The following is a 26,858-nucleotide window of genomic DNA, read 5'->3' as shown; positions in this document are numbered from 1 at the left end:
GCGGCGGCCTTCGCTTAGGCCGCCGGCGTGCGATCAGGCGCTGCGTCTTTGGGTGTGCCGCCTGAGAGAGCAGCCCCCGCGATCGCGGGATAGAAGAGAAAGCTGTTGAACAGCGCGTCGATCGCGGACAGCAAGAGGAGCAATATGGCGAGCCGCGCGCCCGCCGCGTTCGGTCCGCCCGAACGGGCGATGGCGGCAAGACGCACGAGCGCGCCGCCAAACGCCGCGCCAAGCAGCGCAAGCCCAACGAGGCCGTAGGCACCGAGGATGAGAAGCGGGAGCCCCCAGGGGCGCGTGCCCGCGGGCCGGAACCAGTCCCATCGCCCGGTGCCCCAAAATATATCCCTGCGCAGGAGCGGCAGGGTCTTGAGATCCTGGCTGACCCGCCAAGTTGCCGAGCCGCGCCCGCTCGCGCGCAGCGCACCGACAATTGCCTTGCCTGGCGCGGTGTCGGTGGCGATGCTTCGCAGCGGTACGGCGCCGCTGACATGGAGCGCGCCGACCGCGAGCGCGCCAGCGAGCGCCATCGGCAGGGCGATGCGGAGCGTGCCGAACAGGCGCGGCATGAAAAGAAGCCCCAGCCCCGCCGCCAGGAGGATGATCGCCCCCGCCGATTGCGCGGCAAGCGTTGCGGCCGCAAGCAGGACGGCGGCGACGCGCCACCGCGCTGCCGTCCCCTCGCCCGCCGCATCGCGCCACTGCCAGGCCGCTGCGAGCGCTGCCCCGGCAATCCACAATCCAAATTGATTGCCATGTTCGAAGAAGAGTTGCGGCCGGAAGCCGATGTAGCGCTCGATGCCATCATGCGCGAAGGGATTCGCCCCGTAGATCAGCGTTTGAAGACGAAAGCGCGTCAAACCCTCGATCAGCGCGAAGGGAAGAATGAGCAGCGTCAGCCCGGCCAGCAGTCCCGCGAATGTGCGGGCATCGTCACGGCCGCGAAGATAGAGTTTGCCCGCAAGCCATGGCAAGCCCCAGGCGCCCAGAAGATAGAGCGAAGCAACCGGCGGCGCGGGCGACGCGCTCCCGACGAACGCCCCCTGGAGGAGCGGCCAGAGGCAGAAACCGGCGATCGGCAGGTCCCACCAACGCAAGGCAAGACCGCCCCAGCGCGCGCGATCGAACAGCGCGGACGCCAGGAGGGCGATTGCGGGGGCAGTCCATTGTTTGGTGACGAGCTGCGCCGAGGGCAGCCCACTGCCCACGATGGTGAAGGTGAAGCTGCCGGGCGGCGGCAGCGGGCCATAGGCCGCCGGGGGCAGCAGTAGCCACCCGCCGATCAAGGCCGCCCAGAATGCCTGGCGCGATGGCGCCGTGCGGAAGAGGAGGATGGCGACGACGCCCCAGAGGATATGCGCGGCGATCAGCACAAGCTGGTCTTAGTCCCCTGCGAGGGATATTGAAGCCCCTTTGAAGGGTGGGAGGCTTGATGGACGCGACCCAATGGGCGGGCGTTGTGGCTTTCGGCGGCGCGGCGGCCGCCTGCCTGTCGCTGCGCGTTCCGTCGGGCCGGATACTCGCGGCGGTCAATGGCTGCCTGGCTGTGGAATGCGCGCTCGGCTCCCGCCACGGCCTCCACGACCAAGTGATAAGGCTGCTGGGCGATTATTATCCCGAACGTCAGCCGTTCCAGATCGCGCTTGTGCTGATCGCCGCCTTTACGGGACTGACCCTCCTCGCGCGGCGCTGGCGGCCCGCCCGCATGACTTCGGCAAGTGTCCCGCTGATCGCGACCGGGGCGGCTCTCTTCCTCTTTGCAGTCGAGACGATTTCGCTGCACGCGCTCGATCGGTTGCTCTATCGCCCGGCGGGCCCGGTGCTGGTGATCGGCTGGCTATGGATCGCGATCGGCACGGTGACGCTGATCGGCACAGCGCGCGATTACCACCGCGCGCGGCTATCTTCCTGACTTCCCAGACACCGTCACCATGCCAACAGGTTGACCTTGGTGCGCACGCAAATCAAGCGGCGCAAGCGGCAGGCGGTGCCGACCTGCAGGGAGTGCCGCCATCACCACCTATCTCGGGAAGCGGCGCATGCTCATGAAGGATTGGGCGAACTATTGCGACCGGAGGAACAGTTGAGCCGCTATACCCGCGCCAAGCGCCACCTGCTCCGTCGGCATGCGCGTGCTGTCGATCGCATCAACGAGAGGATCGGAGCGTTTAGCGCGAAGCATGCTTACAAGGTGAGGAAGTCGTGATAGCAGACACCAATGAACGGGGCCCAGCATAAGCGAATTGGATATCTAGACGGATGGCGCGGCCTCGCGATCCTGTTTGTACTACTCGGTCATTTCGGCAGTGCGGTTGCGCCTGCGCTCGAGAAGATGGGCGGGTTCGGCGTTGAGTTCTTTTTCGTGCTGAGCGGTAGGCTGATGGCGGAAATTCTTTTCGTCCAGCGCATGCCACTTCCGACTTTTTTCTTCCGCCGATTCTCGCGCATCTTTCCTGCGCTGTTGGTGTTTGTCGCGGCAATGTGCGCTGTTGGCGTCCTCCTCTGGATGGCAAGGGGGCGCACCACTGTCGAACCTTGGATGGCCGCGTCGGCGCTGACCTTCACCATTAATTACGCCCAGGCGCTCGGCCAAACGGACGCGTCGGTGCTCACCCATGTCTGGTCACTTTCAGTAGAAGAGCATTGCTACATTCTGCTCGCACTAATTGGAGTTGCACTTGCGCGTAAGCCAGCATCCGCACGCGTTGTGATCGCTGCGATCGGCTTTCTCGCTCTAGCCAATGGATTAAGGCTGGTCGTGCAAGGCGGGGGTGTCCATGAGGTGTATTGGCGCACCGACGTCCGGCTAGCCCCTGTTTTCCTATCGGCTGCTCTGTATCTGACCATTGGAGTAAGCGCCGACGTGCCTGCTCGTGTGGCATCAATTCTGGGCTGGCTTCCTCTACCCTGCGTCGGACTGACGATCGTCCTTTTCTACCTGACCCCGATCGAGGTTCATTACACGGCATCTGCTATTCTTCTCGCAGTCGCGGTAGTGACGCTGGATTACGCCCCTATGTCTCTGCGGAAATTCCTCTCGATGCGCGCGTTCACGACTTTCGGCATGCTCTCATATTCGATCTATCTCTGGCAGCAGCCCTTTTACTTAGTGCAGGCAGGAGCGAGCTTCTGGTTCGCGATGCTCCCCGCCGCGATGGTCGCTGGCGCATTTAGCTATCTGATTGTCGAACGCCCCTCGCGGCATTGGCTCAATTCTTGGTTTGCCCAACGATTGGCCACCATCAAGACAGAGTCCCGCATGCCGAGCCCACGATAACGCATCGTTATCGTGATGCGGACACCAATTGTGCAAAATGCATAAACCCAAGGCCTCCGTCTTTGCACAGTCGCGTTCCAATAATTCGGCTATTCCTCCGGTACGGGGGGTGGGCGCCGCGGGTAGCCATCCGGTGAAGGCCGCGGTTCGGCCTGTCCAGGAGTTGCAGCGCAGCAGCGCACTGGCGGGCAACCTCCGAAATGGCTCTGGAGCGCTGCGGTGACCAGGAGAATTGAACCTGCCCTGGTCCAGCGCCGCGAAGGCTTGACACGTACCGGGGTAGTGGCAAGCGCCGGGCCCTGCAGCGTTTCTCGAACTGGCGAATATGCGCCCGACCTGCGTCCCCACGGGAGCGATCAGATCGTGCGCTGCGAAACCGGGACGACAATGCAGCAAAAGGGCCGCCGATCAACGAGATCGACGGCCCTGCTCAATTTCAGGTAAGCTGGATCAGCCGAACGAGACGCGCACATTCGCGTCCTTGCGACGCGACCGCATCGCTCCGCCAATCAGGCCGAAGCCGAGCAGCATGAGCGCCCAGGTCGCCGGCTCGGGAACCGCGGCGGCGAGCTGGCCGACACCGCCGAGACGCACTTGACGCATGTCATGGATGCCCGTCGTCGACGGATTGGCAATAAAGCCGGCGCTGGTGAAGACTTCGCCCGCATCACCGTAAATGCCGAACCAGTTGTTGCCGTTGGTGGCAACCGACTTGGTGATCGAGGCAGTCGTGCCGTCGGAGAGAAGATAGGTGAGAAACACGCTCGTCGCTTCGTTCAGCGCGTTGCCAGGGACGGGCGAGAGATTGAAGATTGCCGATTCGAAGCCATAGCCGCTCTGAATGGTGAAAGTCAGGGCGTTAAGAAGACCGTCAACCGATTCAACGCGCGCCTGGCCATTGGCACCACCGACCAACGTCGAATCGGTGCTGCTGCTAAAGGTCAAGCCAACGCCGCCCACGCTGCCAGTGACCGTCGAACCGCTGCCGCTGTTCACAAGCACATTGCCGTCGGTGCTGACGCAGTTTGCGCTGGTGCAGATGAGGATGGCAGCGTTAGCCGGCGTTGCCGAAAAGGCGAGCGCGCCGAGGACGGCCGGAGCCACAAGTGATTTGAGTGCGAACTTCATGACAAACGTCCCTTGAGAATTGAGATGCGCGACCCACGCGCCTTCGCTCGTCATCCGAGTCGATTTAGGCGTTCTTAACATTTTTTAGGCGCTGCAACATGATTTTTCCGGGCGCTTCGGCGCGCTGCCTGTCTCAAATTAACACATCATAAGAATCGGCTAAGTCATGCCGAAGGGCGTCGCGGCCGAGGCGAGCAATCCAAGGAGAGCACCGCGTCGAGCTGAGGCATCCCCGTACGACTGCAAGCCGGCACGGTGGCATTGATGCGACATTACCGAAGCGGGTGCCCCGCACGAAGCGGTCGGCCTATGTTCCCGCGCGCCAAACCGCGGCGCCAAAGCCACGGCCTGCCGCATCGGCGACGTCCCACCTTGCGGGACCGGAGCGAGCTTGTATCGCCACGCCCGCACCCCGCCGAGCCCGCCTTCAATCCTTGCCACCGTCACAATCCTGCTGCGGCTCGGAGCTGCCAATAAGGAAGTCTTAACCCAATCTCTCCACTCTATGATCCCAATGGCCGACCATCTTTCCCCCGATCCGAATTTCGCGAGCGAGCGCCGAAGCGCTCGCCGCAATCTCCCGCTCCTTGTTGAAGGCCGCCTTAGTGACGGCGAACGGCTCGCGGTTCAGATATACAATATCTCCGAAACCGGCCTGCTTATGGAATGCGACGCCGACCCCAAGGCCGGCGACCGGATCGAGGTGGATTTACCGCATGCCGGGCTGGTTTCAGCCAAGATCGTGTGGACGAGCGGCCTCCTCTTCGGCTGTCAGTTCCGGAAGCCGCTTTCGGCTGCGGCGTTGAGCGCCGTTCAGCTGCGCAGTGCAGCTACGCCGCATCTCGACGCGCTACCCGAAGAACGCCGCACGATTGCCCATTTCGGCGCGCGCTTACAAAGGCTGCGTGTCCGCAAGGGCCTAAGCCAGGCCGATATCGCGGCGCATCTCGGCGTTAGCGCGCCTTCGATCTCGGGTTGGGAAAAGGGCCGCGCTCGCCCCAAGAACGCGCGCCTTGATGCGCTTGCGGACCTGCTTGGCGTATCGCTCGACGAGCTGATCGACGAACCCGAACCGGAGTCCATCCAGACCGTGATCGATCGCAGCCGCGAGGAGATCGCGCGTGCCGTCGGGACAAGTCCGGAAAAGGTGAAGATTAGCGTCGAGCTTTAACCAGGCGCTCGGCTTCCGCGCCTTCCGAAAGTTTGTTCGTTGCGTGGTCTGCCGCGTCGGCAGGCACCTAATCCTGCGCGCCCAATCCGCGCGCGCCATTCAGCGCGCTACTCTGCGGCTGTGATCGACCTCTGCGTTCCCATCACCAATCAAGCGCGATGCCCAATATCGCCCCCCCAATGCCCCGTTTTGGCACAGCTGCGCAGCGTGGCGAACTGATTGACTCTCCGCGCAATATTTCTTAAGTTTTGTTAATCATATTCAGGGGGAATAGACGATGCGCATCAAGACTCTGCTTTGCAGCGCGGCCCTCGCCGCAAGCTCCGTGCTTCTTGCCGCGCCAGCGTCGGCAGCGACCTCGGTCGATACAACGCAGCCCTTCACCGGTGCGTGGAGCCCGTTCGGCGACCCTGATACCTCGGCCTATGGCCAGACCTTCACCGTCGGCGCTGACAATGTCCTCGACAGCTTCTCGCTGTATCTCACCGGAGGGGTCACAAACCCGGTCGATTTCCGCGCCTATATCTACGGCTGGGACGGATCGAAGGCGACGGGCGCGCAACTGTTCGCCAGCAGCCTGCAATCCTTTACCGGATCGCTCTACGACAATCCGACCGAGTTTCTTTTCTCGACCGGAGGCCTTGGCCTGACGACCGGCGCCCAATATGTCGCCTTTCTCTTCGCGGATTTCTCCGGCGCTGAGAGCACCGCATCGATGCCCTATTCGGGTAGCTTCGGCAGCGAACAGATGCCGGGGGGCGGCTTTGTCTACTATAATGCCGGCGACAATTTTGGCGCGCTGACCAGCTCGACTTGGAACAAGGCCTCAGGAGACGACGACGTCTGGTTCAAGGCGAGTTTCTCGCAAGGCGACGTGGGCGCTGTTCCCGAGCCGGCAACCTGGGCGCTTTTCCTGTTCGGCTTCTTTGCCGTCGGGGGCTTGATGCGTTCGGCGAAGCGCGAGCAGAAAGTTCGCGTAACCTACGGCTGAAGCCCTAAGGCCGCTAGCGCTGTCGGGTTCCCTGCTGACCTTCGACAGGGAATATCGGGAAATCATATTGCCGGAAAATCCGGCCGATCTTGATGTGGGGCTATGGCGAGATGGCGCCTAATGCCCCGCATTTTCGATCGCCACATCATGCAGCGTCATCCGCGCCCCCTTGCTTGGGGCCAGCGCTAAATCGGCGGGCGCGATTGCTGGCCGCCAGGTATCCAGATCTGCAAAAATCTCTTCGGTAATCCCGTGCCCGAGTTGGCCGCGCTTCAAAGACGCGCAAATGCGGTCGCAAGCTTGAACTCTGCAAGCAAAGCATAGCGACCGTTCGCGCGAGGGGTCGTTGCGCAACGCCTGGCTATCGCCTAGCCAACGCAAGGGCGCGATAGAAAGGCGTAATCCGCCGAACTGTCCGGGCAGAAATCCGGACTATCGATCGCGGCAATGCAGCGATGCATCAGGACGCAGACTTCACCGACTATTATGAAGATATTGCGTGTCGATTGGCGCCGCGACGCCAAGGCACTTGAGACGGCCTATCGCTCACTCGCCAAAATTTATCATCCCGATCATCACGAGACGGCTGATGTCGTCAACTTGAACCAGGTGATCGAAGCCTATCGCAAGCTGCTTGATGCTGAATTGCGTGCAGAATATGATCTACTCCACAAGGCCCATCGTCCCTGGGCTGACGGCGTACAATCGGCGAGCGCCGGCCTTGATATCGGCACCCAGGCAGCACTGGACGATGCGGATGCCCAAAGCCGTATCCTGCGCGAGCTGTACAAGCGTCGCCGACAAAATGCGCAGGACGCCGGCGTCGCGCCCTTCTTCCTTCAGGAAATGCTCGGGTGCAGCGACGAGCATTTCGATTTTCATCGATGGTATCTGAAATCCAAGGGACTGATCGAGACAAACGAGCGCGGAACGCTGGCGATTACAATCGATGGGGTCGATCATGTGATCGCCACGTCGCGCACGACGGCCGCAGAACAATTACTGATTGCCCAAACGCGCGAGCGCAAGGGTGAACCAAGGCCATAATTGCCGACGTCAGTTCAGCGTCCCCTCCGCATTTCCGAAGCTGCCGACGACGCGACCGCCAGCGAGGCGGGCAACAACTCTCGATGACTTGCGAACGAGCTTCAGGCCGACCCGTCGGTGTGGCCGGCCGTCCGCTCTGCTTCGCCTATCGGTTCAGCGACACTTCAGCTCCCCGCGGTCAATGGCACGGCCCAGCAGCCCGCCGCCTGCAGCGCCGATGATCGTTCCTACGGTCCGGTCGCGCCCGCTGGCGAGCTCACGTCCCAACAATGCGCCGACCGCAGCGCCGATAATGAGACCGGTTGTTCCGTTGTCCCGTCGGCAATAATAGCGCCCATCCCGGCCGCGCCACACACGATCGCCGCGCGACAGTCTGCGCGGCTCATAATATCGTCCGTTGCTGTCGTAGAGGCTGCGCTCCTTGGCACGTTTGCCATGGGCCGGCGCCCAGGGCGGAGGTTCGGCAAGAGAAGGTGTTGCCGGCGCTACCAGGCTACCGAGCAGAACTGCTGCAATAATCTTCTTCATACTTCAGCTCCCAATCGAGCAAGGCGGGTATCTGCCCCGGACGAGCCGGGCTGTGCTTCGTTGAAGCTAGTACCCGACAAACGTAAGACCGAACGCGCACGCCCGACCATTTTGCGATGGTCCTGCAACGGCCAATCCGCCGATAGGTTGCCAGCAGCCGAATGCCTTGTCCCAAGCGGCAGATGGGCACGGCGATACAAGCTGAGGCCGCGTGTTACGGTCTATCGAAAGCAGCCAGGGCCGGTCAGACGTCCCTTGAGGCTTCGCTCTGACATCGATCGTCGATGCTTTGAATGCGCCGGTGGGACGACAATCCTGACGATTTCTGGTAATTTCCTCGCCACGATATCAGCATTGAATGACCATTAGGGTGGGGGCGAAGCGGATGACGGAAAATTTTGGAGCGCTAGTAGGCTGGGCCCATCATGATGCGGGCGACAAGATCATGCTCCGGCTCGAGAGCGTCAAATCGTCAGAAGCCGCAAGAAAGCACGATCCTGATCTTAGCCGTTTTGTGATGACGAAGCAGCAAGCTGCCATTCTTGGCAATTACCTCATTCAGATTTCCGGACTGTCGCCGCATCATCATGGAAGGCGCGGATGGGCCCGGCGCCTTTTCGGCTGATGGCCCCTCGGTCTTAGCGCACTGGCTCGGTCGGGTATTGCTCACCTGTGGTTTGAATCCATTCACCCTTTCAAAGACGGCAACGGACGTCTCGGTCGCGCCATTGCCGAAAAGGCGCTAGCTCAAGGCCTCGACGCGCCGGCGATTACCGCTCTTGCGGAGATGATCCAGCGGCATCGCAAAGATTATTACACGCAACTTCAGCGAGCGAGCGTGCCGAACCGTATAGACGAGTGGCTCGACTGGTTTTTCGATATTGCCCTTGCGGCTCAACAACGCATGCTCGAGCGGGTTCACTTCCTGATTGCAAAAACCAAGCTGCTTGATCGTCTTCGCGGTCGAATCAACGTGCGACAAGAAAAAGCTCTTTTACGAATGTTCGCGGAAGGGCCGGATGGCTTCAGAGGAGGTCTGAGCGCCGCAAATTATCGTACATTAACAGGTGCGGCCACGGCCACAGCCACGCGAGACCTTGCTGAACTGGTGCTGCTAGGCGCGCTTCGAAAAGATGGGGAATTTAAGCACACGCGATATCGCCTGCGCACTTAAGGCGAGCAGGCGGACAAAGCCGACGCTCCGCCGCGAAGTAGAGCATAATGGCCTACAAAGGCTGCAGTTTGCGCGACCGCCGGCTGCGGTGTGATGCCGCCGACGCGCGCCTAATCGAGGCTGCTTCCATTTGGGACCTACAGCATCGCCTCAGCAGGGCCTCCGGCACAATAGCTTCCCCACGCGTCCATCAGCCTGACGCGCGCGCCGGGCCGGCCCGGCGTACCAAGATAGGTTGTGCGCCGATAAGCCGCCTCCACGGCATCGGGTGTCTTGTGAGCCAGCGCCGCGTCTACCACCGCATCGGCGAAATCATCGTTCGCCGCCCAGTCGGTAAAGGTGGAACGGAAGCCATGGACATGGAAGGGCACCTCCATGTCGCGTAACACCTTTAGCAGGGTCATGTCGGACATCGGCTTTCCGGCCGCGCCCGGGAAAACGACATTTGTATCGGGAAGGCGAAAGGCATTCGCTTTGGCCAGCACCGCGAGAGCCGCGTCGGACAGCGGAACCATATGTGCCTTGCCCCGCTTCATGTGGTCGGCTGGTATTGTCCAGAAGCGCTCCTCAAGATCGAACTCCGCCCACGTCGCGAGCCGAACCTCCTGGCTGCGCACGCCGGTAAGGATGAGCAGTTCGAGCGCCAACCGTCCGAAAGTCGGCTTTCGCCGCAGGGTTGTGATGAAGTCGGGCAACGCGCTGTAAGGCATGGCCTTGCGATTCTCTCGCGATTTCATCTGACGGGGCAACCCTCGCCCGGCTTTCAGGCTTCCACTGCCCGACGGAGCTTCGGTAGAGCGCCAGCCTTTCGCGTTCGCATAATCGAGAACAACGCAGATACGGTTGCGGATCTGACGCGCCGTATCGGGAATCTCCTGCCAGATCGGCGACAACACCTCGATAATATCGGCGGCAGTGATTTGCCCGGTCGGAAGATCGCCCAATTTAGGAAAAGCGTAGCTCTCCAGAGCCGCGAACCACTGGCGCGCATAGATGGCGCTTTTCCAGCTGGCGGCATTCTCGCTATGATATTTGCGCGCCGCTTCGCGGAACGTCACCTTGGCGGCGGCTTCGGCCTTCCTCTCCGCCAGCACATCGCGTCCGTCGATCTTGACTGCCTTGCGAATTTCATGGGCTTTCAGCCGTGCCTCTATAAGCGGAAGCAGCTTGGCGCTGCCCAGGCCGATATCATGGCGTTTGCCGTCGCGTTGCAGCCGGAGAAGCCACGAGGCGCCTCCCCGCTTATCGACCTTCAGAAACAGCCCGTCACCGTCCTGATAGGTCCCAGGATTTCCCAATGCTGCCTTGACCGCCAAAGCTGTTAGCTTTTTCATAGGTTTAATCCAATTTTTTTCCCCCACACTTCATTTAGGGGTCGAAAAACCTTCCCCCACATTTTCCCCCAACTTTTTTTCGCGCTGCAGTGATATGGCATGGGATGCAGAGGACCGACAAAGGGATAATACCCCAGGTTTTCTGCGGCTTCCAGCGATTTCAGGAGATGCCCTCGGACCGGAGGGTGGTGGACAGGGCTGGATTCGAACCAGCGTACGGGAAACCCGGGCAGATTTACAGTCTGCTGCCTTTAACCACTCGGCCACCTGTCCATGGGGTCCGCGTTGGGAAGCGGTCCAATGGCGAAAGGAGTCTTGCCTGTCAATGGCAGTCATGGGAAAGGCCGCCGCTATGAGACAATTTTCCCGTCATCGCCGCCCACAGGGGCAGACTCCGCGCGGTCAGGGCGTCCGTTTCTGGGGACGCCACGCCGTTCTGTCCGCGCTCGCGAACCCCGAACGTCGCGTCAAGCGAATCTGGGGGACGCGCGAAGCGCTCGGCCAGCTCGATTTGCCGCCGGTTGTTCCCATCAGTTTTGCCGACGTTGCCGACTTGGCGCGGCTCGTCGCGCGCGATGCCCCGCATCAGGGGCTGGTGATCGAGGTCGATCCGCTCGACGAGATCTATCTCGGCGATCTGTTGCAGGACGAAGTCGATGCGGAGAGCAAGCGGCCGATCGTCGTCCTCGACCAGGTCACCGATCCGCACAATATCGGCGCGGTGCTGCGCTCCGCCGCGGCTTTCGACGCCGCCGCTATCGTCACGCAGGACCGCCACAGCCCGCCCGAAAGCGGCGTGATCGCACGCTCGGCATCGGGCGCGCTCGAAACCGTGCCGTGGGTTCGCGTCGTCAATCTGTCGCGGGCGCTCGAGGAAATCGCCGAAGCGCAATATTGGCGAATCGGCCTGACGGGCGACACCGAAACGACGCTGGGAGACACGCTGGACGGCAGCAAGGTCGCGCTGGTGCTCGGGTCCGAAGGCGACGGCATGCGGCACAATGTCATGGAACATTGCGACGTGCTGGCAAAGCTCCCCATCTCGCCGCGGATGGAGAGCCTCAACATCTCGAATGCTGCGGCGATCGCGCTCTACGCGGTCGCGACGGCTGGAGCCTGAGCCCATGAGCAGTCACCCCGGCGAAGGCCGGGGTCTCAACTTCGCGTTATAGCTGAACCGTCGACGTCCCGGCCTTTGCCGGGATGACGAATGGAATCAATCCTCGGCGGCGATCCGCACCTTCAGCCCGTCGAGCGCGTCGCTGAACGGAATCTGGCACGACAGGCGCGAGGTGTCGTCGCGGTCGCTGGTCGAATCGAGCAGATCATTCTCGTCCTCGCTCATCGCCGGAAGCGCCGCGGCGTCGCCCGCCTCGACATGGACGTGGCAGGTCGCGCACGAACAGCAGCCGCCGCACAGCGCGAGCAGTTCGTCGAAACCGGCGTCGCGGATATTTTCCATCACGGTCAGGCTGGTATCGCCCTCGATTTCATGTTCGGTTCCGTCGCGCGTCACGACAATCAGCTTGGCCATGCTCGTCCCCATAGTTTCGATTCGGCAGGGCTATGTCGTGCGTTGCGTGGCAAATCAAGCGTTGCTAATGACGGCAGCCGGAACAAAAGGAGAATATCAATGGGGCTGTCGCAGGAGCAATTGAACGCCGGGATCGATGCGCTTGCGGCGCGCGAGCCCAATTTCGCGCGCGCGCTGGGCAATGCTGGCTATCCCGAACCGCGCATCCGCGAGCCCGGCTATACGACGTTGCTGCGTACCATCGTCGGCCAGCAGGTCAGCGTCGCAGCGGCAACCTCGATCTGGAACAAGCTGGAAGCGGGCTTCGGGGCGGGTTGCCCCGCCGAGGTGATGGCGGCCGCGGAGTTCGACGCCCTTCGCGCCTGCGGCCTCTCGGCGCAAAAGCAGGGCTATGCCAAAAGTCTCGCGCAACTCGTGCTCGATGGCGAGCTCGATTTCGCCGCCCTCCCTGCCGATGATGAAGAGGCGATCGCGCTGCTGACAAAGGTCAAGGGCATCGGACGCTGGTCGGCCGAAATCTATCTGCTCTTTGCCGAGGGGCGTCCCGACATCTGGCCCGCCGGCGACCTGGCGGTCCAGGAGGCCGTGGGCCGCATCCTCCGCCTCGACGCACGCCCGAGCGAGAAGCGCGTCCGCGAAATCGGCGAGGCATGGCGTCCCCACCGCGGCGCCGCCGCAATCTTCAGCTGGCATTGCTACAATATGGATGTGATTTAGCCACGCGGTCGGTCCCCCACCCTCGTCATTCCCGCGAAAGCGGGAACCGGGTAGCCGCGCCAAACAAAAAGGCCGGGCGGAGCATCCTCCACCCGGCCTTCATTGTTTCATCGCCGCAGGATCAATCCTTGGCGGCAGCCTTTTTGGCCGGAGCCTTTTTGGCAGGCGCCTTCTTGGCGGCTGCCGGCTTTTCCTCGGCATCGGCCTTGGCCGCAGCCTTCTTCGCCGGCGCCTTCTTGGCCGGAGCTTCGGCCTTTTCGGCCTTGGCTTCGTCCTTCACCGCGTCCTTCTTGGCAGCGGGCTTTTTCGCGGCCGCCTTTTTGGCGGGCTTGGCGTCATGATCATGGTCGTGGCCACAGCCCGGACCATGGACGTGATCGTCATCGGCTTCGATCGCGGCTTCCAGCTCTTCGCGGGTCACTTCGCGATCGCTGATTTCCGCCTTTTCAAACAGGAAGTCGACGACCTTGTCCTCGTACAGCGGAGCGCGAAGCTGCGCCGCCGCGAGCGCGTCCTGCTGGACATATTCGACGAAGCGCTGGCGGTCTTCGGGGCGATATTGCTGCGCCGCCTGCATGACCAGACGCTGCATCTCCTGCGCGCTGACCTGCACGCCATGCGCCTGGCCGATCTCCGAGAGGAGCAGGCCAAGGCGGACGCGGCGCACCGCGATGCTGCGATATTCGTCGCGATCCTTTTCGAGTTCGGCCTTCGCCGCTTCGGGATCGGCTTCGTGGCTCGCTTCATGTTCGAGCTGCTGCCAGATCTGTCCGAATTCGGCTTCGACCATCGTCGGCGGCACATCGAAATCGTGGCTCGCGGCGAGCTGGTCGAGCAGCTTGCGCTTCATATAGGTGCGCGTCAGGCCATTATGTTCCTGTTCGACCTGGCCCTGCATAAGCTCCTTGAGCTTTTCCAGGCTCTCGAGGCCGAGCGACTTGGCGAACTCGTCGTCGATCGCGGTCTTGGCGGGAACCTTCACTTCCTTCACCTTCACGGCGAATTCGGCGGGCTTGCCCTTCAGATTTTCGACCGGATATTCGTCGGGGAAGCTGACCTTCACGGTCTTTTCGTCACCGACCTTCACGCCGACGAGCTGATCCTCGAAACCGGGGATGAGCTGGCCCGAACCGATTTCGACCGCCATGTCTTCGCCCGTGCCGCCATCGAAGGCGACGCCATCGACGCTGCCGGCGAAGTCGATGATGACCTGATCGCCGGTCGCGGCTTTCTTGGTCTTGGGCGCCTCTTCGAAGCGCTTCATCTGCGCGGCGAATTCCTCGATCTTGGCCATCACGGCCGCATCGTCGGCCGCGACGGTCAGGCGCTCGAGCTTCAGCCCGTCGATCGACGGCGCCTCGATTTCGGGCAGCACTTCGAGCGCGACCGTCAACTCGGCGTCCTTGCCGCGTTCATAGCCGTCGTCCAGGCTGACGGCGGGCTGCAGCGCCGGACGAAGCTTTTCCTTCGTCATCAGATCGCGCACGCCGGCATCGATCGCCTTGTTCAGCGCGTCGGCCGACAGCGCTTCGCCGTGCATCTTGCGGATCAGGTTCGGCGGCACCTTGCCGGGGCGGAAGCCGGGCATGCGCACGGTCGGCGCGATCGCCTTGACTTCGTCATCGACGCGCGCGTCGATGTCCTTCGCGGTGATGGTCAGGCGATATTCGCGCTTCAGGCCTTCGTTCAGCGTTTCGACGGTCTTCATTGCCTTGGTCTTATCCTTGCTCAAAATCTCGTATCGCAAACCCGGCCCGAAAGCTGGGTTCTTCTATCCGACCTCGCTCTTACGGAAGTGGTGCGGGCGAAGGGACTCGAACCCCCACATCTTGCGATACTGGTACCTAAAACCAGCGCGTCTACCAATTCCGCCACGCCCGCATGAGCTGTCGGCCGGGTGCACGAATCCATGCGCTGTGCCGCGCACGCCCGTGCGGGCCGGGCGGGGCTATAGCAGACGCGTGGCCGAGGGCAAGGGCGGAAAGCCGCGATATTCCGTGAGCGGAACGATGAACGCGGCTATAGGTTGTTGGAGTCCAAGGAGACGATCATGACCAGCGGCACCAACAGCCTGCCTGACCCCCTTCCCAAGCCCAAGCCCGATATCATCGAGCCGCAGTCGCCGCCCGAAAGACCGGCGCAACCCACGCCACACGAAGACCCCGCGGGGCAGCCGCAGGAAATACCCGGAAGCCCCGGCGGCGGCGATATCGACGAGCCCGGCCGCGGCCCCGATGAAGCGCCGCCGCAGCACATTTAGTTTGCTAAGCGCTTGACCGTTCCCCTTCCCCGCCGCCAAGAAGGCCGCGGGAGAGAGGGCTATGAAAAAGACCATTGGGGCGTTCGCGCTTTTCGCCGCGCTGACCGCGCAGTCCGCTGGCGCGCAGGATCGTCCGACCATCTATCGCGGCGGACCGATTGTCACGATGGACGGCGACACGCCGCATCTGGCCAAGGCCGTCGTCGCCAGCGACGGCAAGATAATTTTCGTCGGCGATGAAAAGGGCGCGCGCCGCGCCGCCGGCAAGGACGCCGTGATCCACGATCTCGCCGGTGCAACGATGCTGCCGGGCTTCGTCGATGCCCATTCGCATTTCGCCGTCGCGCTCCAGATGTCGGGCGGGCTCGACCTGTGGGACAAATCGCTACCCCCCGTGACCGACATCGCCAGCCTGCAAGGCGTGGTCCGCGATTTCATAGCGCGGCGCGCCATTCCAAAGGGCGGCTGGGTGGTCGTGTGGCAATATAATGACGAAGCGCTGAAAGAGCGGCGTCATATCACCCGCGCCGAGCTCGACGCGGTATCGCCCGATCACAAGATCGTCGTGCTGCACATCTCGCTCCACGGGCTCGTCGCGAACAGCGCAGCACTCGCCGCAGCGGGGCTGTCGGACGCGAGCCAGCCGCCGCCGGGCGGGCTGATGTTGCGCGACGACGCCGGACGGCTGAACGGCGTGCTGCTCGAAAAGGCGATGTACCAGATGCTGCCCGCGATGCCGCAGCCGACGGCGGAGCAGAAGCTCGCGATGCTCGATGCGGCGCAGGCGCGCTATTTCGCCGAAGGCTACACCCATGCGCAGGACGGCGCGACCTCGCCCGCCGACCTGGGCTTTTTCACCAGCGATGCGGCCCGCGCGCGGCTTAAGATCGATCTGGCGCTGCTGCCCATCTATACCGGACTCGACGCGTTGCTCGCGAACCCTGACATCCGCTCCCGCACCTACCAAGGCCATGTGAAGATCGAGGGGGTCAAGTTCATCCTTGACGGCAGCCCGCAGGCACGCACCGCCTATTTCACGCGCGATTACGAACGCGGCAGCCCGAGCGGCGACCACCCGTGGCACGGGCAGCCGATCGTCAGCCAGGAAGAGTTCGACACGCTGGCCCGCAAGGTCTACGACCGCGGCTGGCAGATATTCGTCCACGCCAATGGCGACGCCGCGATCGACATGGCGATCAAGGGCTTCGATGCACTGGGGATCAAGGCCGCCGACGATCGCCGCCCGATTGTCATTCACTCGCAGTTCCAGCGCCCTGACCAATTGCCCGCCTATGCCCGCATCGGTGTCGGCCCGGCCTATTTCTCAAACCACACCTGGTATTGGGGTGACGTCCACCGCAGCAATTTCCCGAAGGAGGTGGTCGATTTCATCAGCCCCTTCCGTGCCGCGCGCGAAGCCGGCCTCATCGCGTCGAACCACAGCGATTTCAGCGTTACGCCGCTCGACACGCGTTTCATGCTCTGGACGTCGATGGCGCGCGTCTCCCCCACCGGCGTCGTCGCCGGCGCCGACCAGCGGCTTGACGCCTATGAAGGATTGCAGGCGCTCACGACCGCTCCCGCGTGGCAGGTTTTCGAGGAGAATCGCAAGGGTCGCATCAAGGCCGGGCTGCTCGCCGACTTCGTGATCCTCGACAAAAATCCGCTGGCGTCGCCGGTCGATGCCATCAAGGACATCAAGGTGCTGGAAACGGTGAAGGAAGGCCGGACGGTGTGGAAGGCGTCCGCCAACTAAGGTTGGCCGCCCTCCCCTACCAACATTGCCAGCGCCTTCAGGAAAGCGCCTTTTTCAGCAGCTCGTTCACGACCTGCGGGTTCGCCTTGCCCTGCATCGCCTTCATCGTCTGACCGACGAAGAAGCCGAACAGGGCTTCCTTGCCCCCCTTATACTGCTCGACCTTGTCGGCATTGGCGGCAAGAACCTTGGCGATTTCGGCCTCGATCGCGCCCGTGTCGCTCGTCTGCTTGAGGCCCTCGCGATCGACGATCGCGGCTGCGCCGTCGCCGGTTTCGAGCATCTTTTCGAAGACCTGTTTCGCAATCGTGCCCGAAATCGTGCCGTCGGCAACCAGGCCGAGCAGTTCGCCCGCCTGCGCCGGGGTCACCGGGCAATCGCCGATGTCCTTGCCGAGACGGTTTAGTGCGCCGAACAGCTCGCTGGTCACCCAGTTCGCCGCCGCCTTGGGCTCGGCGCCGGTTTCGAGCAGTGCGTCGAACCAGCGCGCGTTTTCGACCTCGGCGGTCAACACGTCGGCATTATAGGCCGAAATGCCCAGCCCCAGGTAGCGCGCGCGCTTGGCGTCGGGCAGTTCGGGCAAGCTGGCGCGGCACTCGGCGAGGAAGTCATCGTCGAGTTCGAGCGGCAACAGATCGGGATCGGGGAAATAGCGATAGTCGTGCGCGTCTTCCTTCGACCGCATCGTGCGCGTCGTTCCCGTGTCGGGGTTGAAGAGGCGCGTTTCCTGGTCGACCGTGCCGCCGGCCTCCAGCACCTCGACCTGGCGCTTTGCTTCATATTCGATCGTCTGCATGACGAAGCGCACCGAGTTCACATTCTTCGTCTCGGTGCGCGTGCCGAATTCGTCGCCGGGCTTGCGGACGCTGACGTTGACGTCGGCGCGCATCGAGCCTTCTTCCATATTGCCGTCGCACGACCCGACATAGCGCAGGATCGCACGCAGCTTGCGGACATAGGCCCCGGCCTCGGCGGGCGAGCGCATGTCGGGCTTCGACACGATTTCCATCAGCGCGACGCCCGAACGGTTCAAATCGACGAACGACATCGTCGGATGCTGGTCGTGCATCAGCTTGCCGGCATCCTGCTCGACATGGATGCGTTCGATGCCGATCACCTTGTCGGCGGCGATTCCGGCCTTCTCATCGGCCTCGATATGCAGCGAGCCTTCGCCGACAAGCGGATGATAGAGCTGGGAAATCTGGTATCCCTGCGGCAGATCGGCGTAGAAATAATTCTTGCGGTCGAAGCGCGACCATTTGTTGATCTGCGCATCGATCGCCATGCCGGTGCGCACCGCCTGGCGGATGCACTCGCGGTTCGGCACCGGCAGCATGCCCGGCATCGCGGCGTCGACAAGGCTCACCTGCGTATTGGGTTCGGCCCCGAAGGCCGTCGCGGCGCCCGAGAACAGCTTGGCGTTGGAGGTGACCTGCGCATGGACCTCGAGGCCGATCACGACCTCCCACTCGCCGGTTTCGCCCTTGATGCGATAGTCAGACATCTTCGTTCCTTCTTGTATCCCCGCGAAGGCGGGGATCCAGTGCGGGGCAGCGCTAGGCCGCTCTGGGCTCCCGCCTTCGCGGGAGCACACCGCTAAATCACCACCACTTCTCCGCCCGCGCGGTGAAACCCGCGCGTTCCTCGATCGCCAGCCCGGCGTTGAGTACGCCCTGCTCGTCGAACGCCTTGCCGATGATCTGCAAGCCGAGCGGCAGCCCTTCGCGGTTCAGCGCCGCGGGGACCGACATCGCGGGGAGGCCGGCGAGGCTCGCGGGCACCGCGAATACGTCGTTCAAATACATCGACAGCGGATCGGCGGTTTTTTCGCCCAAACCGAACGCCGCCGACGGCGCGGTCGGCGCGAGGATCACGTCGCACGTCTCGAACGCCGCGGTAAAGTCGCGCGAGATCAGCGCCCGCACCTTTTGCGCCTGCGTGTAATAGGCGTCGTAGAAGCCCGCCGAGAGCACATAGGTGCCGATCATGATGCGGCGCTTGACCTCGGGACCGAAGCCGTCGGCACGCGTCGCGGCGTACATGTCCTGCAAGCCCGCACCCTGCGGCAGATCGCGCAAACCATAGCGCACGCCGTCATAGCGCGCGAGGTTCGACGAGGCCTCGGCCGGCGCGATGATATAATAGGTCGGCAGCGCATATTTGGTGTGCGGCAGGCTGATCTCGACGACCTCGGCCCCCGCATCCTTCAACATCGCGATGCCGGCGTCCCACATTGCGTCGATCTCGGGATCGATGCCCTCAAGGCGATATTCTTTGGGAATACCGACCTTTTTGCCTTTGAGATCGCTCGACAAGGCCGCTTCCCAATTCGGCACGGGCAGGTCGAGGCTGGTCGCATCCTTCGGATCGAAGCCCGCCATATTTTCGAGCATGATCGCGCAGTCGCGAACATCGCGCGCCATCGGCCCCGCCTGGTCGAGCGAGCTGGCGAAAGCGACGATGCCCCAGCGCGAGCAGCGGCCATAGGTCGGCTTGATGCCCGAAATGCCCACGAAAGCCGCAGGCTGGCGGATCGAGCCGCCGGTGTCGGTGCCGGTCGCCGCAGGGCAGAGCCGCGCCGCTATCGCTGCAGACGAACCGCCCGACGACCCGCCCGGCGCGAGCGCGGCATTACCGCCGTCGTTGCGCTTCCACGGGCTGATCACATTGCCGAAATAGCTCGTCTCGTTCGACGAGCCCATCGCGAACTGGTCGAGGTTGAGCTTGCCGAGCATCCCGCAACCCGCGTCCCACAATTTCTGGCTGACGGTCGATTCATAGCGCGGCACAAAGCCTTCGAGCATATGGCTCGCGGCGGTCGTCTGGACGCCGTTCGTCGCGAACAGATCCTTCATGCCGATCGGCACGCCCGACAGCGGCTTCAGCGTTCCGGCCGCGCGGTCGGCATCCGCCACTTTGGCGGCCTCGACCGCGCGGTCGGGCGTTTCCACGATGAAGGCATTGAGCGCCTTGGCCGCGGCGACGTTCGCGTTGAACGCCTCGGCCACTTCGACGGCCGAAAAATCACCGGCGCGGTGGCCGTCGCGAATTTCTGCAACGGTGAGATTCGTAAGATCTGTCATTTCCCAAACCCGCTCGTGCTGAGCTTGTCGAAGCACCGTTCTTCATTTTTCGAACGGTGAAGAGAAGAACCGCCCGTCTCCCGGACTTGATCCGGGGTCAGGGCAAACGGAAAAAGAGCAAGGCGTATCATTCGATCACCTTCGGCACGCCAAAGAAGCCGTGCTGCGGTTCGGGCGCATTGGCAAGAATATCGTCGCGGCGGCCCCCGCCGGTCAGCGGGTCGGCATCAACCACATCGTCGCGCAGGCGCAGCGTGTTCGGGATGACGGCGGTCATCGGCTCGACGCCGGTCACATCGACCTCGCCCAATTGCTCGACCCAGCCGAGGATACCGTTGAGTTCGCCTTCCATCGCCGCCGCTTCGTCATCGGTGATGGCGATACGCGCGAGCGACGCAATTTTCCGGACTGTTGCTTGATCGATTGCCATGTCTGTCGCCTTATCGGGAGAAGCAGCGCCGCTAGCACCCTCGCCGCACCGCATCAACTATGATCCTGACCGCCGCGGCGCGGCTAGATCGAGTGACGCCCCTATTCGAAATTGCCGCCCACGGCCTTGCCGCCAACGAAAAGCTGCCGGCGCTGGACCGTGCGCAGCTCGACCGGCGCCTTTACCAGATCGTCGACGGTCAGCGCCGTGTCACCGCGCGATGCGCTGTCGTCCAACGCATAGTTCGGGCTCCAGCGGCCGTTGGCGTCGCGTTCGAGCATCATCACCCGCGCCTGCCCCCGTCCGATCACCGCGACGCGCTGATCCGACAGCCAGTAGAGAATGCAGGGTGCATCGCGGCACCATTGCTGCTCCTCGATCGCTTTTTCGAAATCCGGAATCAGGGTCCGCCCGGCCGGCAGGACGCGAACCTTGTCGGCGAGCGGCGTTGCGCGATAGGCGACTTCCGCCGCATCGCCGTCATCGCCGGGGCCCAAGTCCCAGCGGTTCTTCGCGCTCATGGCGATTTTCGCGCGGTTCGCGCGTGCCTTGTCCGGCGACTTGGCGAGACGCGCCAACGCCTGCCGCCCGCTCGGCCCAAAATCGAACGCCAGCGCCGCCCAGTCGAACTTGTCCGCACCGACCTTGCCGCTTTCCAGTCGTGCAAGCTGATCGCGCGTTGCGATCGCGCCGAAATCGACGATAGGAAGCGCCAGAAAACCTGCAAGCAGGACCAGCCCGATCGCCAATTTCTGTTGCAGCGGCCGCAACAGATCGTCGAAATCATGCCGTCCCCGGACGACCGACCACAGCCCCGATATGCCATAGGCGACGGCGATTACCGCCGCGATCACGCCCCACAGCCGCTCGGGCGTCCAGCCATATTGGAGCACGCGCAGGTGCATCGAATAAAAGGCAATGACCGCGAGCGGCAGAACCACCGCGACCAGCGCCGCCGCCGCGACGTGCAGCAGCAGGTTGCCCGCACGCTCTTCGCGGCCATTGCCGATCGCCGCATTCGCGAGCAACACGGCAAAGGCAGCCGCCGCCATCATCAGCGCCGCAGTCGAAAAACCCGATCGCCACAAGGGTTGCAGGCCCGTCCCGACAAGCGACAGCAAAAAGATCAGCAACGCCGCGGCGAGCACCGGGGCGAGCACCGAAAGCACGATCATCACCAGTCGCTGCAGTGTCGCGACGAGCTTGTCGCGTTCACGCAGCAGCCCCACTGCGCCGCCGAACGCCGCCCCTGCGAGCATCCATCCGAACCATTCTCCCCGCAGCAGTTCGCGGATCAGATCGATGCCGATCAGGTGGAACATTTCGCCGATCAGCACGGTGAGCAGGAAGGAAAGGCCGACGAACGCCAGCGATGCCGCCCCGATCACCGCATCGGTCCAGGCGTGGCTGTGCAGCCTGTCGTAGGGCATCTGCCACAGCTTCCAGAACCGTCCGTCGGGCGCGACGTCACGGCGCGTCTGAAAGAGCGGCGTTGCGACCAGGACCGCCAGCAGCCCCGACCAAAAGGGCCATTCAAAGGGCGAGGCATCGAAATTATAGCCTGCCCCGTTCCACACGATCAGCGCCATGATCGCGCCCCACAGGAGCGCGAAGCCCGCGGCCCAATGCACGCGGCGGATTTCCATGCCGAGCGTGAACACCAGCGTTGCGACCGCGACGAAGGTCGCGAGCGCCATTCGCCAACGGTCAAGCGGATCGCCATAGTCATGGTCAACGCAGGCGTGGAAAAGCAGGCCCGCGGTCGCGCAAAGCGCCGCCATGACCCAGGGGCGCTGAGGCCACGGCGGGTCACTGTCGTCGAGGCGAGTGGAAAGCATGGGCGAATCGGGCGCGGCGCCGCTAGCGATGCTGTCGGTCATGCCCCACATCTGGGCTTGTTTGATGGCGCCGCGCAAGCCAGATAGCACACCCATATCTCCCGCCGCATGGAGCCCCGACTTGGCCCGCAAATTCCTTTATTTCATCGCCGCGATCATTCTGATGATACTCGGTGTCGGCATTGCCTATCAGCTCAATCCCGGCTGGTTCGGCCGCGTTGCCTTCGTTCCGAACACCGAATTCAAACCGCAAGCGGCGGTGGCGGCCAACGCCTATGACGATCCCAAAATGTGGATCGCCCGCCCCGGCCTGCCCGACGACCCGTCGGCCTGGCGTCCGCCCGCCGCCGAAGCGGAGGCCGGAGGCGGCGAAGGCGAGGCAAGTGCCCCTGAACCGAGCGCGCGTCCGCTGATTGCGCCCGCAAAGGCGGCCGAAGCAGCGGGAGCGGCACCGATCGCGCCGCTCGGCGATGCCGCGGTCTTTTTCGTCCACCCGACAAGCTATTACAGCAAGGCGAGCTGGAACGCGCCGCTCGGCGATGCCGACGCCGATTACCGCGCCACGCTGTTCGTGCGCGGCATGGCAAGCGCATTCGGCGATGCGGGCGCCATATGGGCGCCGCGCTATCGCCAGGCGACGCTCGGCGCGTTTCTGGCCGAAGACCGCGTCACGGCGAGCAAGGCGATCGACGCCGCCTACCGCGACGTCGAACAGGCATTCGACGCCTTTCTCGCGGCGATCCCCAAGGACAAGCCGATCATTCTCGCGGGCCATAGCCAGGGCGCGCTGCATCTGACGACGCTGCTGAAGAACCGTATCGCGGGCACGCCGCTCGCGAAGCGTATCGTGGCCGCCTATGTCATCGGCTGGCCCATCAGCCGCGATACCGATATGGCCGCGCTTGGCCTGCCCGCTTGCGACAAGCCCGATCAAAAAGGCTGTATTCTGTCATGGGCAAGCTTTGCCGAGCCCGCCGATACGTCGATGGTCACCGGCGCCTATGACGGCACGATCGGCTTCGACGGGCGGCCGCGCGCCGGCACGCGCATGCTCTGTACCAACCCGCTCACCGGCACGCCCGATGCCGCCGCAGGACCGGAGGCGAACATCGGCACGCTCAAACCGTCCGATGGCTTCCGCAAGGGCGAGCTCATCACCGGCAAGGTTGGCGCCAAATGCGACGACGATCGCGGTTTCCTGATGATCGGGGACGCAGACGCTGCGCAGCATTTCGTCGTTGCGGGCTATGTGCTGCCCGGCAACAATTATCATGTCTATGACATCACCCTGTTCTGGGCGAACGTCCGGGCCGATGCGCTGCGGCGTCTCGCTGCGTTCGAGGGGAAGGCGTCGCCGGTGTCGCCCCCGGCAGCGCCGGTTGTGGCGACGACGCCCACCTCTAAATCCTAACATCGTCATTGCTTCGCTTCGCTCGCAATGACGCGGCTTTAGGGTTAAGGGCAGCCCGATGATTACCACCGCCGCCTCAGATTTTGCTGCCGCCCTGCCCCGCGGCGGCCGCCTGATGGGCCTCGATGTCGGGACCAAGACGATCGGTGTTGCGCTGTGCGACGCGGGGTGGAGCTTCGCAACGCCCGACAAGACGATCGTCCGCAAGAAATTCACGGTCGATCTGGAGGCGCTCAAGGCGCTGGTCGCAGCACAGTCGGTGGTCGGCATCGTCGTCGGCCTGCCGCTCAATATGGACGGTAGCGACAGCCCGCGCACCCAAAGCACCCGCGCCTTCGCCCGCAACCTCGCGCCGCTTGCGCTACCTCTGTTGCTCTGGGACGAGCGCTGGTCGACCGCCGCGGTCGAGCGCGCGATGATCGCGGCCGACGTCAGCCGCGCCAAGCGCGCCGAGCGCGTCGACAGCGCGGCCGCCGCCTTCATCCTGCAGGGCGCGATCGACGCGCTGGTGCGCTGACCTTAACATTTCGCGGGTATTTCGGAGTTATACGGCCGAAAATGACCGCCTATATTCTCTATTGGCTTGTCGCGGCCAACCTGATCGCTTTTGCGCTGATGGTAATCGACAAGCAGCGCGCCGACAAAGGGCTTTGGCGCATCCGCGAAGCGACGCTACTCGACTGGGCAAGGATCGGCGGCGCGATCGGGGCCGTCGCGGCGTCACGCCTCGTTCGCCACAAGACGCGCAAACAGCCTTTCGCCGACGATATGCATTTTCTGTTCGCGATGGAACTCGTGCTCCTGGCCTTGTGGGCGCTCGGCCTCTTCGATCCGCTCCTGTCCGAAGCGGCAAGCAAAGTCGGTCCCTCCCTGTCTACGGCGCTTGCCTATTTGCGCGCTGCGACCTAAAGGCTCGGCTTTAATGACAAGCGCAACTCCTCGACCCGCCAGCGACTATCCGCCCGGCGGCGATGCCTTTCGCCATCGCCACCTGACCGGCATCGCCCAGCTCACCCCGTGGGAGATTTCCTACATCCTGGATGCCGCCGAAGAGTGGGTCGAACTCAATCGCAGCGGCGCGGCGAAGCATGACGACCGGCTCAAGGGGCTGACGATCATCAACGCCTTTTTCGAAAATTCGACGCGCACGCTCCTATCGTTCGAGATCGCGGGCAAGCGCCTTGGTGCCGACGTCGTGAACATGCACGCCGCGCAGTCGAGCGTGAAGAAGGGTGAGACGCTGATCGACACGGCGATGACGCTGAATGCGATGCGCGCCGACGCGATGGTGATCCGCCATGCGTCGTCGGGCGCGGTGCAGCTGATTGCCGACAAGGTCGATTGCCCGGTGCTCAACGCGGGCGACGGGCGCCACGAACATCCGACGCAGGCGCTGCTCGATGCGCTGACCATCCGCCGCCGGCTCGGACGCGTCGAAGGGCTGACGATCGCGATCTGCGGCGACGTATTGCACAGCCGCGTCGCGCGTTCGAACATCCTGGCGCTCACTCTGCTCGGCAATGAGGTGCGCGTCGTCGCGCCGCCGACGCTGACGCCGCCCGCGATGGAACGGATGCATGTCGCGACCTTCACCGACATGGACGAGGGGCTGAAAGGCGCAGACGTCGTAATGATGCTGCGTTTGCAGAACGAACGCATGGACGGCGCCTATCTGCCGAGCGCGCGCGAATATCACGCGCTCTACGGCCTGACGCCGCAGCGGCTGGACAAGGCGAAGCCCGATGCGATCGTCATGCACCCCGGCCCGATGAACCGCGGGGTCGAGATCGACAGCAATGTCGCCGACGATCCCGCGCGCTCGACGATTACCGAACAGGTCGAAATGGGGGTAGCGGTGCGCATGGCCTGCCTCGACATATTGACGCGCCGCAAGCGGGAGGTGCCGGGATGGAACTGAAGCCCCTTCTGATCGCCAATGCGCGCCTGCTCGGCGGCGAACCGGGTAGCCTGCTGGTTGCGGGCGGCCGCATCGCGGCGCTGAACCCGTCGGAAACGCCGGAGGGCACCGAAACGATCGACGCCAAGGGCCAATGGCTCGCCCCCGGCATCATCGATTTCGGCGTCTTCGCGACCGACAAGCCGGCCTTTCACTTCGGCGGCATCACGCGCGCGGCGCTGATGCCCGACAGCGGCCCGCTCGACGGCGCGGGTCTGGTCGAACGCGCCGCGAAGGGCGGCAAGCCCGACCTATGGGTTCACCCGCTCGCCGCCGCGACCAAGGGCCTCGCCGGCGCCGAACTCGCCGAGATCGGCCTGATGCAGCAGGCGGGCGCGCGCGCGGTCGCCACCGGACGCGCACGCATCGCCGATGCCGGCGTCATGCGCCGCGTTCTGTCCTACGCCGCGTCGCTCGGCCTTACCGTTATCGCTCATTCCGAGGACGAAGGGCTGACCGCCGGCGCGGTTGCGACCGATGGCGAGATGGCGACGCGGCTCGGCCTTGCCTCTGCGCCCGCGATCGCAGAGGCGATGGCGATCACACGCGACATCATGCTTGTCGAGGAAACCGGCGCGCCGATCCACTTCCGCCAGGTCACCACGGCGCGCGGGCTCGAAATTGTCCGCGCCGCCAAGGCGAAAGGCCTGCCCGTCACCTGCAGCATCACGCCCGCCCACCTGTTCCTGTCGGACACGGCGATCGGCGATTTCCGCACCTTTGCCCGCCTGTCGCCGCCGCTGCGCAGCGAGGATGACCGGCACGCCTGCCTCTCCGCCATCGCCGACGGCACGATCGACGTGCTCGCGTCGGGCCACGATCCGCGCGGCCCCGAAGACAAGCGCCTGCCCTTCGCCGAAGCGCTCCCGGGCATGGCGGGCGCCGAGACGTTGCTCGCGATGGGGCTGCAACTGGTGCGCGACGGTCATGTCACCCCGGCGCGCCTGTTCGATCTCCTCGCCGCGACGCCGGCGAAGTTGCTCGGGCTCGACGCGGGGACGCTGACGGTGGGTAGTGATGCCGACCTGATCCTGATCAACGAGGGCGCGCCGTGGCAGGTCGATGCGAAGCGGATGGCCGCCTGGGCGGGCAACACGCCCTTCGACGGCATGCCGGTGCAGGGCCGCGTCACCGCGCTATGGAAGGGCGGCCAGCGGATTCGCTGACCGCTCCACCGCGCCGGGTCGCAGGAGAGCCCGCCGCCGTTCGTCGATTGTGTCTGGAA

27 protein-coding genes, 2 tRNA genes and 1 pseudogene are annotated in these 26,858 nt (G+C 63.7%); 17 read left to right on the top strand and 13 right to left on the bottom strand.

From position 1 onward, the window contains the following. Positions 1-14: 14 nt before the first annotated feature. Entirely contained in the window at positions 15-1,370 is a 1,356-nt protein-coding gene (locus L0963_RS06185; RefSeq protein WP_234178811.1) for a hypothetical protein, read from the bottom strand. 59 nt (positions 1,371-1,429) lie between these two features. Between L0963_RS06185 and L0963_RS06180 the strand changes: the two genes are divergently transcribed. Both L0963_RS06180 and L0963_RS06175 read left to right on the top strand, forming a co-directional pair. Next, positions 1,430-1,909, top strand: a complete 480-nt coding sequence (locus L0963_RS06180; protein ID WP_234178810.1) for a hypothetical protein — start codon at positions 1,430-1,432, stop codon at positions 1,907-1,909. Between the two features lie 306 nt (positions 1,910-2,215). After that, entirely contained in the window at positions 2,216-3,274 is a 1,059-nt protein-coding gene (locus tag L0963_RS06175) for an acyltransferase family protein (RefSeq protein WP_234178809.1), read from the top strand. A 450-nt stretch (positions 3,275-3,724) separates the two neighbouring features. Here L0963_RS06175 and L0963_RS06170 read toward each other — a convergent pair whose 3' ends face one another. Further along, positions 3,725-4,402, bottom strand: coding sequence for a PEPxxWA-CTERM sorting domain-containing protein (locus L0963_RS06170; RefSeq protein WP_234178808.1), 678 nt, complete (start codon positions 4,400-4,402; stop codon positions 3,725-3,727). A gap of 391 nt (positions 4,403-4,793) precedes the next feature. Between L0963_RS06170 and L0963_RS06165 the strand changes: the two genes are divergently transcribed. Further along, positions 4,794-5,573 carry a helix-turn-helix domain-containing protein gene (locus L0963_RS06165; protein ID WP_234178807.1) on the top strand — a complete coding sequence of 260 codons (780 nt, stop codon included), beginning with the start codon at positions 4,794-4,796 and terminating at the stop codon, positions 5,571-5,573. A gap of 277 nt (positions 5,574-5,850) precedes the next feature. After that, a complete protein-coding gene (locus L0963_RS06160) occupies positions 5,851-6,564 on the top strand; it encodes a PEPxxWA-CTERM sorting domain-containing protein (protein WP_234178806.1) in 714 nt (237 codons plus the stop codon). Positions 6,565-6,681: 117 nt separating this feature from the next. Here L0963_RS06160 and L0963_RS06155 read toward each other — a convergent pair whose 3' ends face one another. Continuing rightward, the gene (locus L0963_RS06155) at positions 6,682-6,840 is read right to left on the bottom strand and encodes a hypothetical protein (RefSeq protein ID WP_186402028.1); all 159 of its coding nucleotides are present in this window, start codon (positions 6,838-6,840) and stop codon (positions 6,682-6,684) included. A gap of 210 nt (positions 6,841-7,050) precedes the next feature. On the opposite strand from L0963_RS06155, the gene L0963_RS06150 reads away from it, so the two are divergent. Then, the gene (locus L0963_RS06150) at positions 7,051-7,611 is read left to right on the top strand and encodes a J domain-containing protein (RefSeq protein WP_234178804.1); all 561 of its coding nucleotides are present in this window, start codon (positions 7,051-7,053) and stop codon (positions 7,609-7,611) included. A gap of 153 nt (positions 7,612-7,764) precedes the next feature. Here L0963_RS06150 and L0963_RS06145 read toward each other — a convergent pair whose 3' ends face one another. Then, on the bottom strand, positions 7,765-8,139 hold the full coding sequence (locus tag L0963_RS06145) for a glycine zipper 2TM domain-containing protein (protein WP_062902567.1): 375 nt from the start codon (positions 8,137-8,139) through the stop codon (positions 7,765-7,767). Positions 8,140-8,497: 358 nt separating this feature from the next. On the opposite strand from L0963_RS06145, the gene L0963_RS06140 reads away from it, so the two are divergent. From L0963_RS06140 to L0963_RS06130, 3 genes and pseudogenes are all read left to right on the top strand, one after another. Continuing rightward, positions 8,498-8,764 carry a hypothetical protein gene (locus tag L0963_RS06140; protein ID WP_186402030.1) on the top strand — a complete coding sequence of 89 codons (267 nt, stop codon included), beginning with the start codon at positions 8,498-8,500 and terminating at the stop codon, positions 8,762-8,764. 21 nt (positions 8,765-8,785) lie between these two features. Then, positions 8,786-8,869 (top strand): annotated as a pseudogene (locus L0963_RS19660) (Fic family protein); the annotation flags it as partial. A 57-nt stretch (positions 8,870-8,926) separates the two neighbouring features. Continuing rightward, positions 8,927-9,313, top strand: a complete 387-nt coding sequence (locus tag L0963_RS06130; protein WP_234178803.1) for a hypothetical protein — start codon at positions 8,927-8,929, stop codon at positions 9,311-9,313. 137 nt (positions 9,314-9,450) lie between these two features. Here L0963_RS06130 and L0963_RS06125 read toward each other — a convergent pair whose 3' ends face one another. Continuing rightward, positions 9,451-10,674 (bottom strand): tyrosine-type recombinase/integrase, encoded by a 1,224-nt coding sequence (locus L0963_RS06125; protein ID WP_234178802.1) that lies wholly within the window; start codon positions 10,672-10,674, stop codon positions 9,451-9,453. A 159-nt stretch (positions 10,675-10,833) separates the two neighbouring features. Next, positions 10,834-10,920 (bottom strand) — tRNA-Tyr (locus tag L0963_RS06120). Positions 10,921-10,999: 79 nt separating this feature from the next. Here L0963_RS06120 and rlmB point away from each other — a divergent pair. Next, positions 11,000-11,767: a 23S rRNA (guanosine(2251)-2'-O)-methyltransferase RlmB gene (gene rlmB, locus L0963_RS06115; protein WP_234178799.1), complete on the top strand. Its 768-nt coding sequence runs from the start codon at positions 11,000-11,002 to the stop codon at positions 11,765-11,767. Positions 11,768-11,863: 96 nt separating this feature from the next. Here rlmB and L0963_RS06110 read toward each other — a convergent pair whose 3' ends face one another. Then, complete coding sequence (locus L0963_RS06110) at positions 11,864-12,181, bottom strand: 2Fe-2S iron-sulfur cluster-binding protein (RefSeq protein ID WP_003043571.1); 318 nt, start codon at positions 12,179-12,181, stop codon at positions 11,864-11,866. Positions 12,182-12,280: 99 nt separating this feature from the next. Here L0963_RS06110 and L0963_RS06105 point away from each other — a divergent pair, with 99 nt between their 5' ends. After that, the gene (locus L0963_RS06105) at positions 12,281-12,898 is read left to right on the top strand and encodes a DNA-3-methyladenine glycosylase family protein (protein ID WP_003043574.1); all 618 of its coding nucleotides are present in this window, start codon (positions 12,281-12,283) and stop codon (positions 12,896-12,898) included. A 121-nt stretch (positions 12,899-13,019) separates the two neighbouring features. Here the strand turns inward: L0963_RS06105 and tig are convergent, their stop codons facing one another. Next, positions 13,020-14,606, bottom strand: a complete 1,587-nt coding sequence (gene tig / locus L0963_RS06100; RefSeq protein WP_062902569.1) for a trigger factor — start codon at positions 14,604-14,606, stop codon at positions 13,020-13,022. A gap of 88 nt (positions 14,607-14,694) precedes the next feature. Continuing rightward, positions 14,695-14,779: transfer RNA gene (locus tag L0963_RS06095), tRNA-Leu, on the bottom strand. 169 nt (positions 14,780-14,948) lie between these two features. Between L0963_RS06095 and L0963_RS06090 the strand changes: the two genes are divergently transcribed. Further along, entirely contained in the window at positions 14,949-15,158 is a 210-nt protein-coding gene (locus L0963_RS06090; protein ID WP_062903227.1) for a hypothetical protein, read from the top strand. Positions 15,159-15,219: 61 nt separating this feature from the next. Next, positions 15,220-16,914, top strand: a complete 1,695-nt coding sequence (locus tag L0963_RS06085) for an amidohydrolase (RefSeq protein WP_234178797.1) — start codon at positions 15,220-15,222, stop codon at positions 16,912-16,914. A gap of 37 nt (positions 16,915-16,951) precedes the next feature. Here L0963_RS06085 and gatB read toward each other — a convergent pair whose 3' ends face one another. From gatB to L0963_RS06065, 4 genes are all read right to left on the bottom strand, one after another. Further along, positions 16,952-18,418 carry an Asp-tRNA(Asn)/Glu-tRNA(Gln) amidotransferase subunit GatB gene (gatB, locus tag L0963_RS06080; RefSeq protein ID WP_062902571.1) on the bottom strand — a complete coding sequence of 489 codons (1,467 nt, stop codon included), beginning with the start codon at positions 18,416-18,418 and terminating at the stop codon, positions 16,952-16,954. Positions 18,419-18,515: 97 nt separating this feature from the next. Further along, positions 18,516-19,997, bottom strand: coding sequence for an Asp-tRNA(Asn)/Glu-tRNA(Gln) amidotransferase subunit GatA (gene gatA, locus L0963_RS06075; protein ID WP_186402034.1), 1,482 nt, complete (start codon positions 19,995-19,997; stop codon positions 18,516-18,518). Between the two features lie 127 nt (positions 19,998-20,124). Next, a complete protein-coding gene (gene gatC, locus L0963_RS06070) occupies positions 20,125-20,427 on the bottom strand; it encodes an Asp-tRNA(Asn)/Glu-tRNA(Gln) amidotransferase subunit GatC (protein WP_058811578.1) in 303 nt (100 codons plus the stop codon). 101 nt (positions 20,428-20,528) lie between these two features. Continuing rightward, complete coding sequence (locus L0963_RS06065) at positions 20,529-22,307, bottom strand: DUF4153 domain-containing protein (protein ID WP_234178796.1); 1,779 nt, start codon at positions 22,305-22,307, stop codon at positions 20,529-20,531. Positions 22,308-22,386: 79 nt separating this feature from the next. Here L0963_RS06065 and L0963_RS06060 point away from each other — a divergent pair, with 79 nt between their 5' ends. Genes L0963_RS06060 through L0963_RS06040 form a run of 5 tightly spaced genes read left to right on the top strand, consistent with a single transcriptional unit; the run spans position 22,387 to position 26,799 of the window. Further along, positions 22,387-23,676, top strand: a complete 1,290-nt coding sequence (locus L0963_RS06060; protein ID WP_234178794.1) for a DUF3089 domain-containing protein — start codon at positions 22,387-22,389, stop codon at positions 23,674-23,676. A gap of 58 nt (positions 23,677-23,734) precedes the next feature. Beyond that, complete coding sequence (gene ruvX / locus L0963_RS06055) at positions 23,735-24,193, top strand: Holliday junction resolvase RuvX (protein WP_062902574.1); 459 nt, start codon at positions 23,735-23,737, stop codon at positions 24,191-24,193. 41 nt (positions 24,194-24,234) lie between these two features. Further along, entirely contained in the window at positions 24,235-24,585 is a 351-nt protein-coding gene (locus tag L0963_RS06050; RefSeq protein WP_186402038.1) for a DUF1294 domain-containing protein, read from the top strand. 13 nt (positions 24,586-24,598) lie between these two features. Then, complete coding sequence (locus L0963_RS06045) at positions 24,599-25,594, top strand: aspartate carbamoyltransferase catalytic subunit (protein WP_062902575.1); 996 nt, start codon at positions 24,599-24,601, stop codon at positions 25,592-25,594. Next, positions 25,585-26,799, top strand: coding sequence for a dihydroorotase (locus L0963_RS06040; protein WP_234178792.1), 1,215 nt, complete (start codon positions 25,585-25,587; stop codon positions 26,797-26,799). The genes L0963_RS06045 and L0963_RS06040 overlap by 10 nt, the downstream gene beginning before the upstream one ends. Positions 26,800-26,858 lie beyond the last annotated feature (59 nt).

It is taken from the genome of Sphingopyxis sp. NFH-91, from assembly GCF_021401285.1.
Taxonomy (GTDB): Bacteria; Pseudomonadota; Alphaproteobacteria; order Sphingomonadales; family Sphingomonadaceae; genus Sphingopyxis; species Sphingopyxis terrae_A.
The sequence above is the reverse complement of the archived record's forward strand: the minus strand, read 5'-3'. Positions and strand labels throughout refer to the sequence as shown.

Coding starts and splice junctions, on each gene's coding strand:
- L0963_RS06180 (WP_234178810.1), top strand. CDS start 1,430: ATGGACGCGACCCAATGGGCGGGCGTTGTGGCTTTCGGCGGCGCGGCG.
- L0963_RS06175 (WP_234178809.1), top strand. CDS start 2,216: ATGAACGGGGCCCAGCATAAGCGAATTGGATATCTAGACGGATGGCGC.
- L0963_RS06170 (WP_234178808.1), bottom strand. CDS start 4,402: ATGAAGTTCGCACTCAAATCACTTGTGGCTCCGGCCGTCCTCGGCGCG.
- L0963_RS06160 (WP_234178806.1), top strand. CDS start 5,851: ATGCGCATCAAGACTCTGCTTTGCAGCGCGGCCCTCGCCGCAAGCTCC.
- L0963_RS06150 (WP_234178804.1), top strand. CDS start 7,051: ATGAAGATATTGCGTGTCGATTGGCGCCGCGACGCCAAGGCACTTGAG.
- L0963_RS06145 (WP_062902567.1), bottom strand. CDS start 8,139: ATGAAGAAGATTATTGCAGCAGTTCTGCTCGGTAGCCTGGTAGCGCCG.
- L0963_RS06140 (WP_186402030.1), top strand. CDS start 8,498: ATGACCATTAGGGTGGGGGCGAAGCGGATGACGGAAAATTTTGGAGCG.
- L0963_RS06130 (WP_234178803.1), top strand. CDS start 8,927: ATGATCCAGCGGCATCGCAAAGATTATTACACGCAACTTCAGCGAGCG.
- rlmB (WP_234178799.1), top strand. CDS start 11,000: ATGAGACAATTTTCCCGTCATCGCCGCCCACAGGGGCAGACTCCGCGC.
- L0963_RS06110 (WP_003043571.1), bottom strand. CDS start 12,181: ATGGCCAAGCTGATTGTCGTGACGCGCGACGGAACCGAACATGAAATC.
- L0963_RS06105 (WP_003043574.1), top strand. CDS start 12,281: ATGGGGCTGTCGCAGGAGCAATTGAACGCCGGGATCGATGCGCTTGCG.
- tig (WP_062902569.1), bottom strand. CDS start 14,606: ATGAAGACCGTCGAAACGCTGAACGAAGGCCTGAAGCGCGAATATCGC.
- L0963_RS06090 (WP_062903227.1), top strand. CDS start 14,949: ATGACCAGCGGCACCAACAGCCTGCCTGACCCCCTTCCCAAGCCCAAG.
- L0963_RS06085 (WP_234178797.1), top strand. CDS start 15,220: ATGAAAAAGACCATTGGGGCGTTCGCGCTTTTCGCCGCGCTGACCGCG.
- gatB (WP_062902571.1), bottom strand. CDS start 18,418: ATGTCTGACTATCGCATCAAGGGCGAAACCGGCGAGTGGGAGGTCGTG.
- gatA (WP_186402034.1), bottom strand. CDS start 19,997: ATGACAGATCTTACGAATCTCACCGTTGCAGAAATTCGCGACGGCCAC.
- gatC (WP_058811578.1), bottom strand. CDS start 20,427: ATGGCAATCGATCAAGCAACAGTCCGGAAAATTGCGTCGCTCGCGCGT.
- L0963_RS06065 (WP_234178796.1), bottom strand. CDS start 22,307: ATGACCGACAGCATCGCTAGCGGCGCCGCGCCCGATTCGCCCATGCTT.
- ruvX (WP_062902574.1), top strand. CDS start 23,735: ATGATTACCACCGCCGCCTCAGATTTTGCTGCCGCCCTGCCCCGCGGC.
- L0963_RS06050 (WP_186402038.1), top strand. CDS start 24,235: ATGACCGCCTATATTCTCTATTGGCTTGTCGCGGCCAACCTGATCGCT.
- L0963_RS06045 (WP_062902575.1), top strand. CDS start 24,599: ATGACAAGCGCAACTCCTCGACCCGCCAGCGACTATCCGCCCGGCGGC.
- L0963_RS06040 (WP_234178792.1), top strand. CDS start 25,585: ATGGAACTGAAGCCCCTTCTGATCGCCAATGCGCGCCTGCTCGGCGGC.